Genomic DNA, 17,505 nt, shown 5'->3' with positions numbered 1-17,505 from the left:
TCCAACTACTATATTCCAGCTCCTAAATTCTGACTCCTAACTCCCAAATTCCAACTCCTACCCCAACTGTCCGATACGATTTATCAGTTCGTCACCCAATGCATTCTTATCATCGATATGCTCCAGTACGGCAGTTACAAATGGATTACTTTCAAAATCTCCACGAACTTGCTCGAAATCAAGTTTCATCTCATCTTGCGACCCGTCAGCTCCAAAACCAGTCATTGATGACATGGAGAATTCCTTACGTGCATCGTTATACACCATACGATCCAGCCCGATAACAGCTTCTTTCCAGGATTTTACAATACAGATAATGTCTTTGGCGGTAATTGTCTCCGGATCAAGACCATAAAACTCCTGAATCTTATTATAAGCCCATGTCCACTCATAGGTATAGTAATTGTTGTGCATCTCGGCAAAGCGGGCATTTATTTCTTTCAAACGATTGATTTCACCACTTTCTATCCCGGCCATCAGCTTTTCTATTTCACTCTTCGGAGCGATCAATCCGGATATGTCAACCCATTCTCCCAAACCTATCTCCGTATCCGGTTTCAGCCGTTGGCGAATTTCCTCGTTACTCTGGAACTTAATACCTTCAAGACGTTTGATGATAGAATTGCCCAAAAATTTATGAATGGCTATCTCATAATAACGAATACCGCTATTCAGGGAAGAATTCTTAATCTTGGCACTCTGATAAGAATAAGTTTCGGAAGTTTCGCCGGATACACGTTTCAAATCCTTTAAAATAAAACGCCCCTTAAACATTTTCTGAATAGTATATGGGCTCAGCAAATTATAATTAATATAATCGAGCTTGTTCGGATCTTTACGTTTATCGCGTTTCGGCCATTTCTGGGCATCACGAATGGTACCCACACTCCGTAAGTTCACTCCCGGTACAAGGAAAGTGGTATTCTGCTGTTCGATCAGATAAGAAAACGGCAGATTGGATGTATCGGCATGGTTCACATGACGTCCCATTACCAATGAAAATGCACCGACACGGGCCGGCCAGAGGATATAAGAATCCGAAGTGGTCTTCGCTCCACGTTCCAATGTACCTTGGTGAATAGGACCGAGTTTATACATGTGGTTACTCTGATTAGACCCGGAACCGGCATTCATAAACGAAAACATACCGGCAATCAGCAAGGTCGACTTATGATGTGTAACCGTATAAGGGCCGGCGAAAATAGCACAAGCCTCTCCGTTTTCTCCCTGACAATTACTGAAAAATAAGGAATCGGAAGCCGAATAATTATGCCCTAACTGACAAGCTTGTCCCACAAAACAACGAGTCAGCAGCGCACCGTCATCCACGTGTGATCCGGAAGAAATAATGAAATCGTCACAGATCACCCCGTGTCCGATATGAACCGGTGCCACCGCATTACTATTGACACTACCATTCGATAAACGGCATGTACCGCAAATATGACAACAATCGCCTATCCGTACATTTTTAATGGAACCGGTATTAAGTATCATCACATGATTACCGATTGTCCCCACAGTGGAAGCATGCTTATTAGAATAATAATCGGTAATCTTCTTCATACGGTCTATCAGCTCCGGACGATGACGATATAAAGCTAAGATATAAGCCTGATGCGCTGAAAGTTTGTCATTAATCAGCACTTCCCGGCCACCCGTTTCATTTAGAACAGCAACTTCTACTCCATTGCCAAAAGTCGTACGACCATCTACCAAAATGATATCCACATTTTCAATAAATGCATTATCCCCAATTTCATAGTTCGCAATGTAGTTCTGAATATTTTCAATGCAGCAGTTATCCCCTACTGTCACATTGTGCAGTGTCACATGACGTAGGCCGGCATGTTTTTTTATTCCACCCGGCAATGTAAAATCCGACTGAAAAACTCCTAACTTTACTTCACCCGAAAAGCGGGTGTGATGAACGTACTCGGTGGTAAAATCTTCTGCTACAAAGACTTTTCCCCAATCATCCGCCAGACACGACTGACTCTTTAACTGAAGAATTTCGTCTTCAGTCAATCCTCGGTAAATTTTTCCCATAATGTAAGTAATATAATGATGTGCCGATACAACAATGTATCCATACGACAATTGGCCGCACTATATTATTTACTAATACACCGCACGGCAATTGGCACATTGGCGTATTGACACATTAAATAATTATTCCTCCTCTTCTTCGTAAGTCTGATAAAGGAAATCATTATAGGGATACTTCTGTACGTGTAACTCTTTTACGCGTTTATAAACTACACTCTTCAGTTCTTCTATATTGATTCGTTCGCGGGCGGAAATGAACAGGCAATTGTCTTCCATTTTTGCCATCCACGTCTTCATCAGTTCTTCGAGTGTTAAGTTTTCTTTTGTTCTGGGGGTAAGGTCGTCTGCCGCTTTCTCCACGTAGGTATAAGCGTCTATTTTATTAAATATAAGTATCATAGGTTTCCCGGCACCACCGATATCGGCCAGGGTTTTATTCACCACCTCTATCTGTTCCTCAAATCCGGGATGGGAAATATCGACAACATGCAGCAACAAATCCGCTTCACGCACCTCATCGAGAGTAGATTTGAAAGAGTCTACGAGGTCCGTCGGCAATTTACGGATAAAACCGACGGTATCGGACAGCAAAAAAGGCAAATTGTCAATTATTACCTTGCGTACGGTAGTATCGAGAGTTGCAAAGAGCTTATTCTCGGCAAACACTTCACTCTTTGCAAGAAGATTCATCATGGTCGACTTTCCGACATTGGTATATCCCACAAGAGCCACACGAATCATTCTGCCACGATTTTTCCGTTGAGTAGATTTCTGTTTGTCAATTTCTGCTAAACGTTCCTTCAACAACGACATACGGTTCAATATGATACGGCGGTCCATCTCGAGCTGAGTTTCACCGGGACCACGAAGTCCCACTGAGCCACCTTTACCACTACCCGATCCGGAACCACCCCCCTGTCGTTCAAGGTGAGTCCACAAACGCTGCAAGCGGGGGAGCATGTACTTATACTGAGCCAGCTCCACTTGCGTTTTCGCATTGGCAGTCTGTGCACGCATCGCAAATATGTCGAGGATAAGCGAAGTACGGTCCAATATCTTGACTTTCAGTTCCGCTTCGATGTTACGTATCTGTTTAGCCGAAAGTTCATCGTCAAAAATGACCATTCCGACTTCCCGTTCGTTTTCTTCTTCATTCAAGATATATTCTTTTATCTCTTCCAACTTTCCTTTTCCCACATAAGTTACAGAATTGGCGGTCGGCAACTTTTGGGTAAACTTTTTCACAACTTCCGCCCCAGCCGTCTCGGCAAGGAATGCCAGTTCATCGAGATACTCGTTCGTTTTACGCTCATCCTGAGCTTGCGTAATAAGACCGACAAGTATCGCTGTTTCGACCTGAGCTTCGGAGATTACAAATTCTTTCATTCTTTATTTCTCGTATATAATATGTGCGCAAATATATAGTTATTTTTGCAGAAAGCCTTGTTCTATAAGCTTATTTAATTCGGAAACAATATTTTTATAGTCCGCCCGCCGTCCGCATTCATGCCATTCAGTGATAGGGTCTTTATCTCGGATATGTGCTTTCAACTCCTCCATAGAGGGAGCTGAGGACAATCGGCTATACTCTTCATAAGTATAAGAAAGGAAAGCGACATTCCGACCTATTCCCCTGTTGTCCAACCAATAGCCATCGTTCAGAAGAGTCGGCAGGCAGAGTTTTCCTCCAATAAAAAGATCACGCGGATGCGGATAAGAGAGAATTTGTGTACGGGAATCGTCCATCAATACCGGAACCAGATGAGAATAATCGCCTTTAGTCTTATAAACAAACACTCTTGGGGAACTGACAGCCGCAGACCCTCCCCGTACAGGTGTCTCTATAATCATTTGATTTCCCATATTCTGCTCCTCTTTCAATTGTGTAGCCGGAGTACGACAAGCACTCAACATCAGTGCAAAAAACATACAACCGGCCGTGATACAAACAATCTGCTTCATGTAGATAACTTTGTGATTTCAAACAAAAATAGAAATAAAACACAAAACCGGCAAGTTTGAATGCTATTTGTTTCAAACTTACCGGTTACCTTTATTTAATTATATTTACACCTATCCGGATCGTTTCTTAATAAACTTCCCACGATAAATCTTATCCTCAGAATGTAATATAAGAATGTAACCTCTTTTAGTCAGAACGTCTACCGGCAAAGCATAAGTCTCGCCATCGTGTATAGGTGGATATCATTGCCATACAAAAAAAGACCATTCTTTCACAAGAACGGCCTTTCAAAAACACTTTATTTATAATGTAAAGGGACGAAACCCTTTAAACATTTCATTGATTATCAATTCAAGCAGTAGATCACAACCCTTCATTCAAGTCGGTTTCTCCAGTAGGTATCGACCACTTCCAGAATGTCTTGTCACATACTCCGTCTTTGTAACCGAATGTTCCGGAAACAGAAGCATCATAGTTACCGCCTTCTGCAAATGATTTTCTGACAACAGCAATTCCCCAACGTTTGCAATCGAGCCAACTATGTCCTTCACCCCAAAGCTCCAAACGTCTATACTTAGCTATTTCCTCAAAAAGCTGCTCTCCTGTCAAGTCACAAGAATACTCCGGATCACGGCCGGATGTTTTATTCAATTCAATCAGATTATCCCGTGCCGGTTGAGGGTTACCGCTATTCAGGAAATAATTGGCTTCTGCTTCAATTAGCAACATTTCCGAAGACCGGATCAACGGAATGGAACCGATTCCCGGCATACCTTCACAGGCATATTTAAGGCTGGTATAAGCATTATAAGGAGTCTCTGTCATATCTGAGAAATTGGTTTTGATGTATTCTTCTGCATTTGCATATGCTTCATCGCCGTCAGCACCGTCAGCAAACATTCCAACCATACTGGAAGTCTGTGTATCCAAAACTTCTTCTACAGTTTTGCCCTCAGGAAGGAATGTTCCTTTGTGTAAGAATAATCCTTTACGAATATCACTGTCTGATATCTCATCGATAAAATCACGAGCTACACAAACATGATAATGTTGGTTGGTAGCATAATAACCGTTTCGAGCGAAAACGACTAAAAAAGCACCGTAATACAGTGTTTCCTGCGCATCATTAAATGTTCCCCAAATCCATTCGCTGTTGTTCTGGTAGAATCCTGCCTTATAGTCTGATACACTCATCAGAGAGCGACCTTCACGAGCTGCCTTGGCATTGTCGAGTGCAGTCTGGTAGTCGCCTTTGGAAAGAGCCACACGGGCTAAAATAGCTTCGGCAACATTCTGATCGGGATAACAGGCAGCCGACGTTCCATAGAAAGAATCACGAGTAATGTCACCGTTAGCTTTAAACAGGGAAATTGCTTGATTCAGATCCGAATAGATTTGCTCGTAGGTCTGAGCCAAAGTCGATAACGGCATATCACCGGTAGATTCATCTATACGCAGAACGATTCCTTCGGATCCTCCGTTATTGCTTTCTTTCCATGAATCGCAATATATCTGGCTTAAGCGAAAGAAAGAATAGGCACGAAAAGTAAGTGCACCGGCTTTAATATAATCTTTTTCGCTTTGTTCGCCTTCGGCAGCATCGATATTTGCTAAAACCGTATTGGCGTTTCCTATGATGCTATAGTAGTAGTACCATGGATAAGCACAGTAACCGGATGTTACATTCTGTGTAAACTTATTATTAAATATAACAGACCATCCCGGCGACATCAACGGATAATTGAAATCACGCCCCGGATATTCTAAATAGTATTGTATGACAGTACCTTCGCCATTATTTGCAAAGTAATCCCAATATGCTCCGTGTTGCATACTCATCAATTTACATAAGCCATTGATTGCTTTTTTGGCATTTTCTGTCGTACTGAGAACAGCTTCATTCGAAGCCTGATCGGTCGGTTCGGTCTGCAGCCAACTGTCAGAGCAACTGCTACCGAAAATTAATATTCCACTTAAAGCGGAAGCAAGTATATATTTAGTCGAAATTTTCATATTTCTGAATTATTTAGGGTTAAAATTTCAAGTTCAATCCGAATGAGACAACACGTGCGGTCACATAAGTCTGGTCTGCACCTCCACTGTAGCTATACTGTGGATTCATACCTTTACGAGCAGCAATTGTAAATGCATTTTCGACTGAAGCATAGACACGTAAACCATCTATATTCAATTTATTAGTAATTTTAGATGGGAAATCATATCCCAAGTTAATATTCTTCATCACGAAATAAGATGCATTCTGTAACCACCGGGAACTTGATATACCAAAATATTGAGAAGCAGTAGACATGGCTGCACGAGGAATTCCGTTCGGATCGATACGATTCGGAGATGTCTCTGTAATACCTTCGGGAGTACCATTCCATGATTGAAGCATGTCTTCATGTAATGCCGATGCACTATTGGCAGACATTCCCATCAAACTGGCATAATTCGTATCATACACTTTCCCGCCTAAAGAGAATGTTCCCAACATAGATAAAGAAATTCCTTTATAAGTCAACGAAGTATTGATACTGCCGTAAGTTTTTGGCAGAGCAGAGCCATGCCATTCACGAAGGCCGTAACTACCCGGATTATAACAATAATATTGACCATTGATTTCAAAAACATTTCCACTACTGATATTATCGTCCGTCACTTTTTCCGGATCGGCTACATATATGGCCATACCATCCATTTGATCGACACCCGCATAAGTGTAAGTAAAGAACTCATAGATACTCTTACCCTCACTCAACTTCTGCACCCCTTTAGTAATGTCTTTATGATCAGGCAGTTTGACTATTTCATTCTTAAGGAAAGTCAGATTGACACCTAAATTCCAACGCCAATTCTTATTATAGATAATATCAGCATCCAATGCCAAATCCACTCCTTTGTTGGATACAGTACCGATATTTTTAGTTATGATAGAACGTCCGGTAGGATCAACCGTAGTGGTTCCCCAAAGATCCGTAGGACCAGCCGACAACGGGTTATAAACATCGAATAACAGATCTTTGGAACGTTTGTCAAAATAATCGATAGAAAAGTTCAAACGATCAAACAGTCTTCCTTCCAACGCAATGTCAATAGAACTGGACTTTTCCCATTTTAATTCAGGATTGGCAAGCTGGCTCTTGATGTATGCTCCCTGGTGTGCATTGGTATCAGCCAGATATAATGCTTGATAAGCATAATAAGCAGCACTTTGGTCATTACCCACTTCACCATAAGAAGCACGAAGCTTTAAGTTATTAATCCAATTGAGTGATTTCATAAAATTCTCCTCCGAAATGATCCAACTGGCACCGATTGACCAAAAGTTACCCCAAGGATCTCTGAAACGGGATGAACCGTCCCTACGAAATGAGAGATCTGCAAAATAACGCATAGCATAACTGTAACGTGCTCTTCCCAAATAACTTTCCGTAGTATAATTATCCTCATATCCGGTCGCGCTTGTAGTTTCTGCAAAATTGGAACCTTGCGTATTCCCCTCAAGCATCATGTTGGTTTTGGAATACTGATTCAACGAGTAAGTCATTTTATATGCTTCGTGTGCCAACAACACATCTACATGATGAAAATCAAAGTCATGTTTCCAATAAAGTTCCTGACTGAATCGATATTCACGCTGGCGGTCATCATAGTTAAACAATCGTCCGTTATTGGCCGCACCGTCTCCTACATTGGTATTATTAAAACGTACCCGGTTTTGATTATATGTATAAATATCTCCCTTGACCGTCGCTTCAAAATCTTTTAAAAATGAAACAGTACCATAAGTCTGTCCACTGATTGTGGTTCTATTTTTACGGTCAAAGTCATTTTTCATTTCATAAATGATGTGACGGTCATTCAAGTAATCATTGGCACCTCCAATGTGCAGATTATATTCTTTACTTCCTTCTTCGTCAGTCATAATACTACCATCGGCATTATGTTTGTATATCGGGTACACCGGTGCCATCATCATAGTTTGATAAAACGGATTAGCATATGCTGCTCCACCTTCGCTGGCCCCCTCCGAATAATTATTCTTACTGACAGCTCCGTTAAGATTGACACCTGCCTTAAACCATTTCACCGGACGGAAATTAGCATTCAGACGAGCGGAGAAACGTTCAAAATCAGAACTGATAGTATATCCCTGCTCTTTCAAATAACCGAATGATGCAAATACGTCATATTTGTCTTTTGCGACATCACTGCTCATATTGTATTCCTGACGGTGTCCGGTGCGTTCCACTTCTTTGCTCCAATCCAAATCGTCATATCCCGGAAGTACATTAGCGATGAAATTACCGTTACTATCAAATAACTTATCATTTGCCGCATCAAATATATTCGATTTGATAATTCCCATCACATTCTTAGTTGCATATTCTCCCGGTGTCATAGAGCCCAACTTGTCAGCCATGTCTATGGCTGCATATTCAGCTTCCCCTTTCCACATAGTTTCCATCCAATCTTTGATACCCAACCGATCATATTGTGGAAGACCACGCATATACATACCCTGTTTGATGCTAACCCGGAAATTAAGGCGTTCCGATTTACCTCTTTTGGTATTAATAAGTATGACACCATTGGCTGCCTTATTTCCATAAAGAGCAGAAGAAGCAGCATCTTTCAATACCGAGATACTTTCGATATCATCACTGTTAACGTCATTGAGACTACCGCTATAAGGAGTTCCATCGATAACAATCAAAGGAGAGTTCTCACCGTTCACAGAACTAAAGCCTCTGATTCGAATAGACATTTTGTCGCTTCCGGGCTCACCATATGTATTATTGATTTGGATACCCGGTGCCGAACCTTCCAATGAACCGGCGGCATTGGTAACAGGACGCATCTCTATATCTTTTGCATCCAGGGCAGATACAGCACCTGTAATAGACTTTTTACTGGCTGTACCATAAGCCACTACTACCACTTCTTCAAGTGACTGTGCATCAGACTTTAGCACAACCTTTACAGTCGGTTTGATCGCCACTTCCTGTGTCTGCATTCCGATGTAAGAAATCTGCAAAGTCTTTGCAGAACTTGGTACGCTCGACAAAGTAAAATTACCATCTACATCAGTTATAGTACCTAAATTGGTACCTTTTACTAATACAGAGGCCCCAACAACTGGTTGCCCATCTTCTTCAGAAATCACAACACCTGTAACCTTCTGAGTCTGGGCAGTTACTAGACCTATACTTACAAAAAGGCAGGTCAATAACAGCATTAATTTTCTTTTCATAAATTCTCTCTTAAAGTTTAACTTTACATTAATTGTTTCTTTACTCTAACAAAATGCAAATATATTAATAAATATGAAACGAGCAATTATTTTTGCGAAAAAAGCTTGTGTTAATAACAAATTGTTATCAAAATGAGCTTGTTTATGCTCAACAGCATATAATCATAGCTTAAAAAACCTAAACAGAGTATCAAATAATAACATGTTGTATTGACGAAAAGTACGATTTTATCGTTCATTTTCTGTTTTTCACTGCAAATTTTGGCAAAAAGCTCTCCATTTTGACTAATGGAAAAGCTTTATAAACAAAAATTCCGCATTTTTTTTAAAAGAAATTCATTAGTTATAATATATGTTTTTACGCTTTTAGCAGATATTAAAACTTATTCAGTTCTTATATAGGCCATATATACGTCTTATTTGTTTATAGTATTAATTCAAAATTAACCTAATGGAAAAAATTATCTACAATTTAGTATTCAACAGAAAAAAAAGCCTGAATAAAAAAGGCATGGCTTTAGTTCAAATAGAAGCCTATTTGAATAGAAAGAAAAAGTACTTTTCGACTAAGGTCTATTTGAAACCGGAACAGTGGGATGCAAAAAGAAGAAGAGTAAGGAATCATCCGAATGCAGATGCAATAAATCGGATGATTTATGAGTATATGGCTGAGATAGAAAAGAAAGAATTGGGGTTATGGCAGCAAAGGAAAACGGTTACATTGGATGCTTTAAAAGAGGCATTGGTAAGCGTGCAAGAGGAGGAGGAGTCTTTTCTAGCTTTTTTCCGTAAGGAAATCATCAATTCCAGATTGAAGGAGAGTACAAAGCAAAATCATCTTTCAACGCTTGAATTACTGAGGGAGTATAAGAAAGATGTTTCATTTACCGAACTGACTTTTGAGTTCATATCTTCTTTTGATCAATACTTGCAAGCCAAAGGATATCATGTGAATACCATAGCCAAACACATGAAGCACCTGAAACGTCATATAAATACAGCAATAAACAAGGAGTATATGGAAATACAAAAATACGCTTTTAGGAAATATAAAATTAAAAGTGTAGAAAATAACCATACTCACCTTTCGCCGGATGAACTTAATAAAATAGAGAAACTTGATTTGGGAGATAGATATACCAGGCTGGAAAAGACTAAAGATGCTTTTTTGTTTTGCTGTTATGCGGGGTTACGTTATTCAGATTTTGTGAATCTGTCTTCCGAAAATATCGTCAAAATTCAAAAAGACACTTGGTTGATATATAAAACAATAAAAACCAGAATAGAAGTGAGACTCCCTCTCTATCTATTATTTAAAGGAAAAGGTCTTGAAATATTGAATAAATATCAGAATAATCTTTCGGATTTTTTTAATCTCAGAGATAATTCGAATGTGAATAAAGAACTGATTATTATATCAAGGCTTGCAGGAATACATAAAAAAATATCTTTTCATACCGCAAGACATACTAATGCCACCTTATTAATATACAATGGAGTGAACATTACTACTGTACAAAAACTATTGGGACATAAGAGCGTAAAAACAACACAAGTATATACGAATGTTATGGATATGACTATTGTCAGAGATCTGGAAAAAGCTAAAAGTACCAAACGTTCTCCGGTGTAAAATCAGGAAATATCCTTTCCGGGTATCGTGCCCACCGTCCGTATGCCCGGTAATCACCATCCGTATGCTCGGTGCTTACGCCCCGTATGCCCGATACTTTGGGGGGGGATTTATACAGAGACTGGAAAGCAGCAGGACCCCTTCACCCTGTATCGCCGATGAACAAAGCAGTGAAGCAAAAAAGGTAAAGCCGGTGAAAGGGGAAAAAATAGACAGAAAAGATATCCTGAAGAATAAAAACATTCATCAGAAAAAAGATGCTACATCTTTTTTTGAAACCTGCACATCTTTCCGTTGCAACCTGTTACATCTTTTTTTGAGAGATACTACGTCTTTTTTTGAAAGGTGCTATGTCTTTTTGAAAAAGATGTTACGTCTTTTCAAGCAGACAGGAGGTACTGATGTATATGGGTTTGGGTTGACGCTGTCACAACTTATTTTTTGCGATTACTAAGATTATTATATATACTATTGATTTTTTCATTTATTTAATTTATACATAATTCTGTTTATAAAAGGTTGTTATTTCAACATCATCAGATGACCTTTCAATCGACAGATAGTTTGACCGGGAAAATATCAGATACATTCGCTATATTCTTACAGGATTTTGAAATATTGATTCAGCGCAATGGTTTCATAAATTACTATAACTAATTATATTAAATACTATAATAATTATTGACTTTACGATGTGTTAATAACTAAATAGTATCAAAGTGGTATTTCTGTATAATATATATATACATTATTAATTATTGATTATAAGATGATTAAATCTCTATTTAGGCGAAAATAAGGTATACATATTGTACAATAATATTCATATATTTTATATATAATACACTGATTTATAATAAAATAATATATGGATTAATAAATACAGCAAAGTACTGATGTTTTTCTATAAACAACTAATTATAAGCAATTTAAAATAAGATTAGTTCTGCAAAGACTTTGCAAATTTCGTTTATTGGTATGCAGACCCAAGAAGTTGCAATAAAGCCGTCCCTGAAAATATTCCTTAAATCCGATTCTCAGATGATTGATGAGGTGATGGTAGTAGCTTATGGTACTGCCAAGAAATCGTCGTTTACCGGTTCTGCATCGACGGTAAAGGCCGATAAACTGGCCGAGCGTTCTGTTTCCAATGTAACGAATGCATTAGCCGGCCAGGTATCCGGAGTACAAACCATTGCCAACAATGGACAACCGGGTAGCGCTGCTACTGTCCGCATTCGCGGTATCGGCTCCATGAGTGCGAGCAACTCTCCTCTATATGTAGTGGACGGTATTCCTTTTGATGGAAGTATTTCTTCTATCAATCCGCAGGATATTGAAAGTATGACCGTATTGAAAGATGCGGCTGCAAATGCCATTTATGGTGCCCGTGGTGCCAACGGAGTTATCTTGATAACTACTAAAAAGGGAGATTCTAAAGAAGCTGTTATCACTGTAGATGCCAAATGGGGTTCTAATCGTCGTGCAGTGCCTACCTATGATGTAATGACAGATCCGGGTATGTATTATGAAACAATGTATCGTGCATTGTATAACTCAAAAGCATACAATGGTTCCAGTATGACAGAAGCTTATGCTTTTGCCGACGCGGCTTTGCTGGATGATAAAAATGGTGGTGTCGGTTATTTGGTATATACAGTTCCTGAAGGAGAAAAACTGATAGGTACAAACTTCAAACTCAATCCTAATGCTACATTGGGATATTCTGACGGCAAATATTATTATAGACCGGATGATTGGTATGATGAAGCATTTGGTAATTCCAATCTTCGTCAGGAGTATAATGTATCTGTTGCAGGTGCTTCCGATAAAATAAACTACTACATGTCAGCGGGTTATCTGGATGACTCCGGTATTGTTCCCGGTTCGGGTTTTACACGCTTCACCGGACGTGCAAAAGCTGATTATCAAGCAAAAAAATGGTTGAAAGTCGGTGCTAATATAGGATATACCTATTATAATATACAATCCCCGAGCGGACAAACTACATGGGGCTCAAGCGGCAACTTGTTCCAGCTTACCAATATGATTGCTCCGATTTATCCTGTATATGTACGTAATCCAGACGGAAACATTCAAGTGGACGAACGCGGATTGACTGTTTATGATTTTGGTTCTTCTACGAACTTTGTCCGCCCCAGTATGTCGGGTAACCCCCTGGGAACAATGGACTTGGATAAGCAAAATGCTTATACAGATGTAATCAACAGTAAATGGTATGCCATTTTAACTCCGATAGAAGGGTTGTCTATTACAGCCAATATCGGTGCTAATGTACGTAACCAGCGCAGCAATGAGTTATCAAATCCATTTTATGGTTCGAGCGTAAGTAGCGGTGGAGCAGTTTATGTAGCTCATTATCGGGAATTTGCAATCAATCAGCAGTATCTTGCAACTTACAAAAAGACTTTTGCAAATTTACATAATTTTGATGTTTTGGCAGGATACGAATCATATAATTTGAAAATACAGGAATTACAAGGTAGCAATACTAAAATTTATAATCCGACTATCGGTGAATTAAGCAATGCAATTGCATCTCCTCCTAAGGTGGCTTCTTTTACGAATGAATATACTACAATGGGATTCTTGGGCCGTATTCAATATGACTATGATGGTAAATACTTCCTTAGTGCGTCTTATCGTCGCGATGCTTCTTCCCGTTTCCATCCGGACAACCGTTGGGGGAACTTCGGAAGTGTAGGTCTTGCATGGCTCATCAGCCAAGAGAACTTCATGTATAATGCAAAATGGGTAGACATGTTAAAGTTTAAGGCAAGTTATGGTATACAGGGTAATGATAATCTTGGAAACTACTATGCGTACGCCGACCAATATTCAGTAACAGACAGTAACGGTGATTTTGCAGTATCGTTCACTTACAAAGGTAATAAAGATATTACATGGGAAACATCGTATGCATTCAATACCGGTGTCGATTTCGAGTTATTCGGTAGCCGCTTAAATGGTACAATTGAATATTTTAATCGTAAAACGGTGGATTTGCTCTATAACCAACCTGTGCCTATTTCCATGGGATACGCTACTATTCCGATGAATGTAGGTTCAATTGTGAACCAAGGTGTAGAGATCGATTTGAACGGAGTACTTTACAAAAATAACAATATAGAATGGCTTGCTAATGTCAATGCAACTCATTATAAAAATAAGATTACCGATCTTGCAGAATCAGCTAAAAATAACGGCGGTATAAAATACAGCAATGCTATTTACCGTATCGGTGGTTCTTTATATAACTCATACTTGCCGGTATATGCAGGCGTTGACCACGATAACGGTAAAGCATTATATTATGTTGATCCTGACAATGGTGATTATAACACTACTGATGATTATTCAAAAGCAAAACAGTCTGACTTAGGCAGTACTTTGGCAAAAGTATACGGTGGTTTCGGTACACAGTTGAATGCTTACGGTGTCGATCTTTCCGTACAGTTCTCTTATCAACTTGGCGGTAAGTTGTATGATGGTACTTATGAAGCTTTGATGCATCGTGGTGACGGTGCAGGAACCAATTTCCATAAAGATGTTTTGGAAGCATGGACTCCGGAAAATCCGAATTCAAACGTTCCACGTCTCTGTGCTTCGGATGACACTAACCAGAAACAGTCATCCCGATTCCTGGTCAGCTCGGATTATTTGAGCTTGAATAGTGTCATGTTAGGATATACATTCCCGAAACGTTTGACAAATACACTCGGTATCTCAAGTTTACGTCTGTATGTTTCCGGCGAAAACCTGGCCGTTATATCCGGTAAAAAAGGATTGGATCCACGTCAATACTGGGGATTAGGTAGTTCTACCACTTCCGGTAGTTTCCGATATTCGGCACTGAGAACAATTTCCGGTGGTATTACTTTGAAATTCTAATGTTAATAACTAAACGATGAAATTATGAAAATGGCAAATAAATATTTAGTCCTGGTCTTAGGAGGTTCGTTGATCGCATCTTGTGCCGATCTTGATACGATTCCTGAAGGCGGAACATTTACAAATGAACAAAAGCAACAAGTAGTTGAGATGATGCCCGAACGATTACAGGCCGATGTAACCGGTATGTTTTCTCAAATATCGGCATCCTATAAGGTCATATTCACCAGTGCCCGTGATGATGATTTCGGTTATCCGGCAGTGTGCCTTTCTCAGGATTTGAATGGTCCGGATATGGTTTCAACCAACTCTGATTATAACTGGTTCTCTACCTGTAGCGAATTTTCTGATCGTAGCGATACATATGCCAATCCGTATTTACGTTGGGCTTTGTTTTACAACCAGATCAAGCAGGCAAATGACATCTTGAAGTCTATTCCTGCTGATACGGATAATACGACATTGCTTCGTTATAAAGCGCAGGCAAAAGCGGTTCGTGCATTCGATTATTTATGTATAGTTCCTTATTTCCAGTTTAAATACAAAGGGAATGAAGACAAGCCTACCGTTCCTCTTGTAACGCATGATATGGAAGGAGATCCGTCAAGCAATCCACGTGCAACAGCAGAAGCTGCTTATAAATTAATCATGGATGATTTGAATGAGGCGATTGACATATTCAAAGACTTAAACTACACCCGTTCTTCTAAAAACGAAGTGGACTTGAATGTGGCTTATGGACTTCGCGCCCGCGCCAATCTGTATATGGAAAATTGGGCCGAAGCAGCATCCGATGCTCAGGAAGCAATGAAGGGATATGCTCCCTATACTCGTGAAGATGTTTCCAAACCGACATTTATAGATCATAAGGCTGCAAACTGGATATGGGGAGCGATCATAGCAGAAAGCAACATTCAACGTCAGCTTACTACCTGGCCGGCTGCTTATAGCTCTTTCGCCGGTAGAGGATATGCAACCGGACAAGGCTGTTATAAGATGATCAATAACTTGTTATTCCGGAAAATCCCACATACAGACGTACGTAAAGGCTGGTGGGTAGACGAAAATTTACATTCGGACAATCTGGCTGATTTGACTTGGGGAGATGCAATTGGCGATGAAATCGCATCATTATCTATCCCGGATGTAAAAGTTCCGTTTGCGCCTTATACCAATGTAAAATTTGCACAATACGGTGGAGTAGGTAATGATAAAAATGCAGGTGACTGGTGTATGATGCGCTATGAAGAGATGTTGCTGATTGCCGCCGAAGGTACGGCTATGGCAGGGGATCTACCGGGAGGTAAGGCTATTTTGGAGAACTTCATAAAAGCTTATCGTGATGAAAATTACGTATGTACTTCTGCAGATGCAACTTCTTTCCAGAATGAAGTTTGGTTCCAACGCCGTGTAGAACTTTGGGGTGAGGGATTCTCGATGGCAGACATCATGCGTCTCGGCAAAAATATCGTACGTGTAAGCAGTGCGGTAACAACCAATTTTCCTGGTAATTTCGCATTTAATATTGCATCCAATGATGGTTGGTTATTGATGCGTATACCTCAAGATGAGACTAATAGTAATGCCGGTATTCCTTTATCAGCAAATAATAATGGCGGTCGTCAACCTCAACCGGGAGACGGTGCCGGCTTGAAAGATGGTGTAACGGACTAATAATAATCGTTTTAAATAAATATGAAGAATATGAATAAATATATTAAATTTGCAGTATTAGGAGTATTGTCATGGGCTCTTGGTGCTTGCTCTGATGATCTTGAGAGAGACCCCTCTCCAACGGTAAGTCCTGATTGTGTCGGTGTTTATTTCTCTGAATCCAATACCTATAATTATGAACTCGATCCGGCTATCACTTCATTAACTCTAACTGTAGGCCGTGATAAAACGGACGGGGCAGTGACTGTACCTGTAAAAGTGATAAACAATTCTAATAATGTTTTCGTAATTCCGGAGTCGGTATCTTTTGCAGCCGGTGAAGCAGAGACAACTATGGTAGTTACGTTCCCGAATGCAGAAATGGGAGTTGAATATAGTTTTGAGTTGACTTTTGATTCCGATTATGTCAACCCGTATAAAGGAGCAAGTCTGGCCAAAACCAGTATACAACGTATCAAATGGGAAAGTATCGGTATGGGTGTTTATGTAGATGGTACTGTTTCCACTTTCTTCGGAGTTAGTCCGATGGCAGTAGGGATCGAGATTGAAAAAGCTGATTTGGGAAGTTCTATGAAATATCGTTTTAATAACGCTTATGCTCCGGCAGAATATTATATTAGTAGAGATCCTGTAATATATGACGGATATCCCTATAATGAAACATTCCTGGGAGAGCGCCAGTTTGTATTGACATCTACTATTGATGGGGTGACGATGCAGGTCGCAAAAACCGGTCTAAACCTGGGGTATGGTGAGATGATAATTGGTACTGTTTATGGAAACTTGTCAAATGACATTAAAACATATCCATTGGGGACGATTGCAAACGATGTGATAACGTTCCCTGCCAACTCTCTCTTTATTCAGGATAATGATGGCGCAGCTCCCGCCAGCAAAAATCCAACGAAATTATATTTAAGCATTGATGTTTATAAAGCGAGTCTTACAGCTGAATAATAGCTGACTTTGACAAATTGAAATCCCCTTGCTCTTCTCAAAAGTAAGGGGATTTTTATT

Annotated in this window: 9 protein-coding genes; 4 read left to right on the top strand and 5 right to left on the bottom strand. The window is 39.7% G+C overall.

The features are described from left to right. Positions 1-57 precede the first annotated feature (57 nt). The 5 genes from RB604_RS07605 to RB604_RS07585 all read right to left on the bottom strand — a co-directional run bounded on the left by RB604_RS07605 (position 58) and on the right by RB604_RS07585 (position 9,269). The gene (locus RB604_RS07605) at positions 58-2,049 is read right to left on the bottom strand and encodes a DUF4954 family protein (protein ID WP_007478778.1); all 1,992 of its coding nucleotides are present in this window, start codon (positions 2,047-2,049) and stop codon (positions 58-60) included. A gap of 123 nt (positions 2,050-2,172) precedes the next feature. After that, positions 2,173-3,435: a GTPase HflX gene (hflX, locus tag RB604_RS07600; protein ID WP_007478779.1), complete on the bottom strand. Its 1,263-nt coding sequence runs from the start codon at positions 3,433-3,435 to the stop codon at positions 2,173-2,175. Positions 3,436-3,474: 39 nt separating this feature from the next. Further along, positions 3,475-4,011 (bottom strand): hypothetical protein, encoded by a 537-nt coding sequence (locus RB604_RS07595; protein WP_005926061.1) that lies wholly within the window; start codon positions 4,009-4,011, stop codon positions 3,475-3,477. A gap of 364 nt (positions 4,012-4,375) precedes the next feature. Then, the gene (locus RB604_RS07590; protein WP_005926063.1) at positions 4,376-6,025 is read right to left on the bottom strand and encodes a RagB/SusD family nutrient uptake outer membrane protein; all 1,650 of its coding nucleotides are present in this window, start codon (positions 6,023-6,025) and stop codon (positions 4,376-4,378) included. A 19-nt stretch (positions 6,026-6,044) separates the two neighbouring features. Continuing rightward, positions 6,045-9,269, bottom strand: coding sequence for a SusC/RagA family TonB-linked outer membrane protein (locus RB604_RS07585; RefSeq protein WP_240050233.1), 3,225 nt, complete (start codon positions 9,267-9,269; stop codon positions 6,045-6,047). Between the two features lie 451 nt (positions 9,270-9,720). Between RB604_RS07585 and RB604_RS07580 the strand changes: the two genes are divergently transcribed. The 4 genes from RB604_RS07580 (at position 9,721) to RB604_RS07565 (ending at position 17,445) form a co-directional block, all read left to right on the top strand. Continuing rightward, entirely contained in the window at positions 9,721-10,902 is a 1,182-nt protein-coding gene (locus RB604_RS07580) for a site-specific integrase (RefSeq protein ID WP_007478783.1), read from the top strand. 939 nt (positions 10,903-11,841) lie between these two features. Beyond that, positions 11,842-14,814, top strand: coding sequence for a SusC/RagA family TonB-linked outer membrane protein (locus RB604_RS07575; protein ID WP_259029937.1), 2,973 nt, complete (start codon positions 11,842-11,844; stop codon positions 14,812-14,814). Between the two features lie 24 nt (positions 14,815-14,838). Next, on the top strand, positions 14,839-16,488 hold the full coding sequence (locus RB604_RS07570) for a RagB/SusD family nutrient uptake outer membrane protein (RefSeq protein ID WP_005926100.1): 1,650 nt from the start codon (positions 14,839-14,841) through the stop codon (positions 16,486-16,488). Between the two features lie 30 nt (positions 16,489-16,518). Beyond that, a complete protein-coding gene (locus tag RB604_RS07565) occupies positions 16,519-17,445 on the top strand; it encodes a hypothetical protein (RefSeq protein ID WP_007478781.1) in 927 nt (308 codons plus the stop codon). Positions 17,446-17,505: the final 60 nt, after the last annotated feature.

Origin of the sequence: Bacteroides salyersiae (assembly GCF_031172035.1) — a bacterium.
Taxonomy (GTDB): Bacteria; Bacteroidota; Bacteroidia; order Bacteroidales; family Bacteroidaceae; genus Bacteroides; species Bacteroides salyersiae.
Note: the sequence above shows the minus strand (reverse complement) of the source record. Positions and strands in the feature narration are given on the sequence as shown.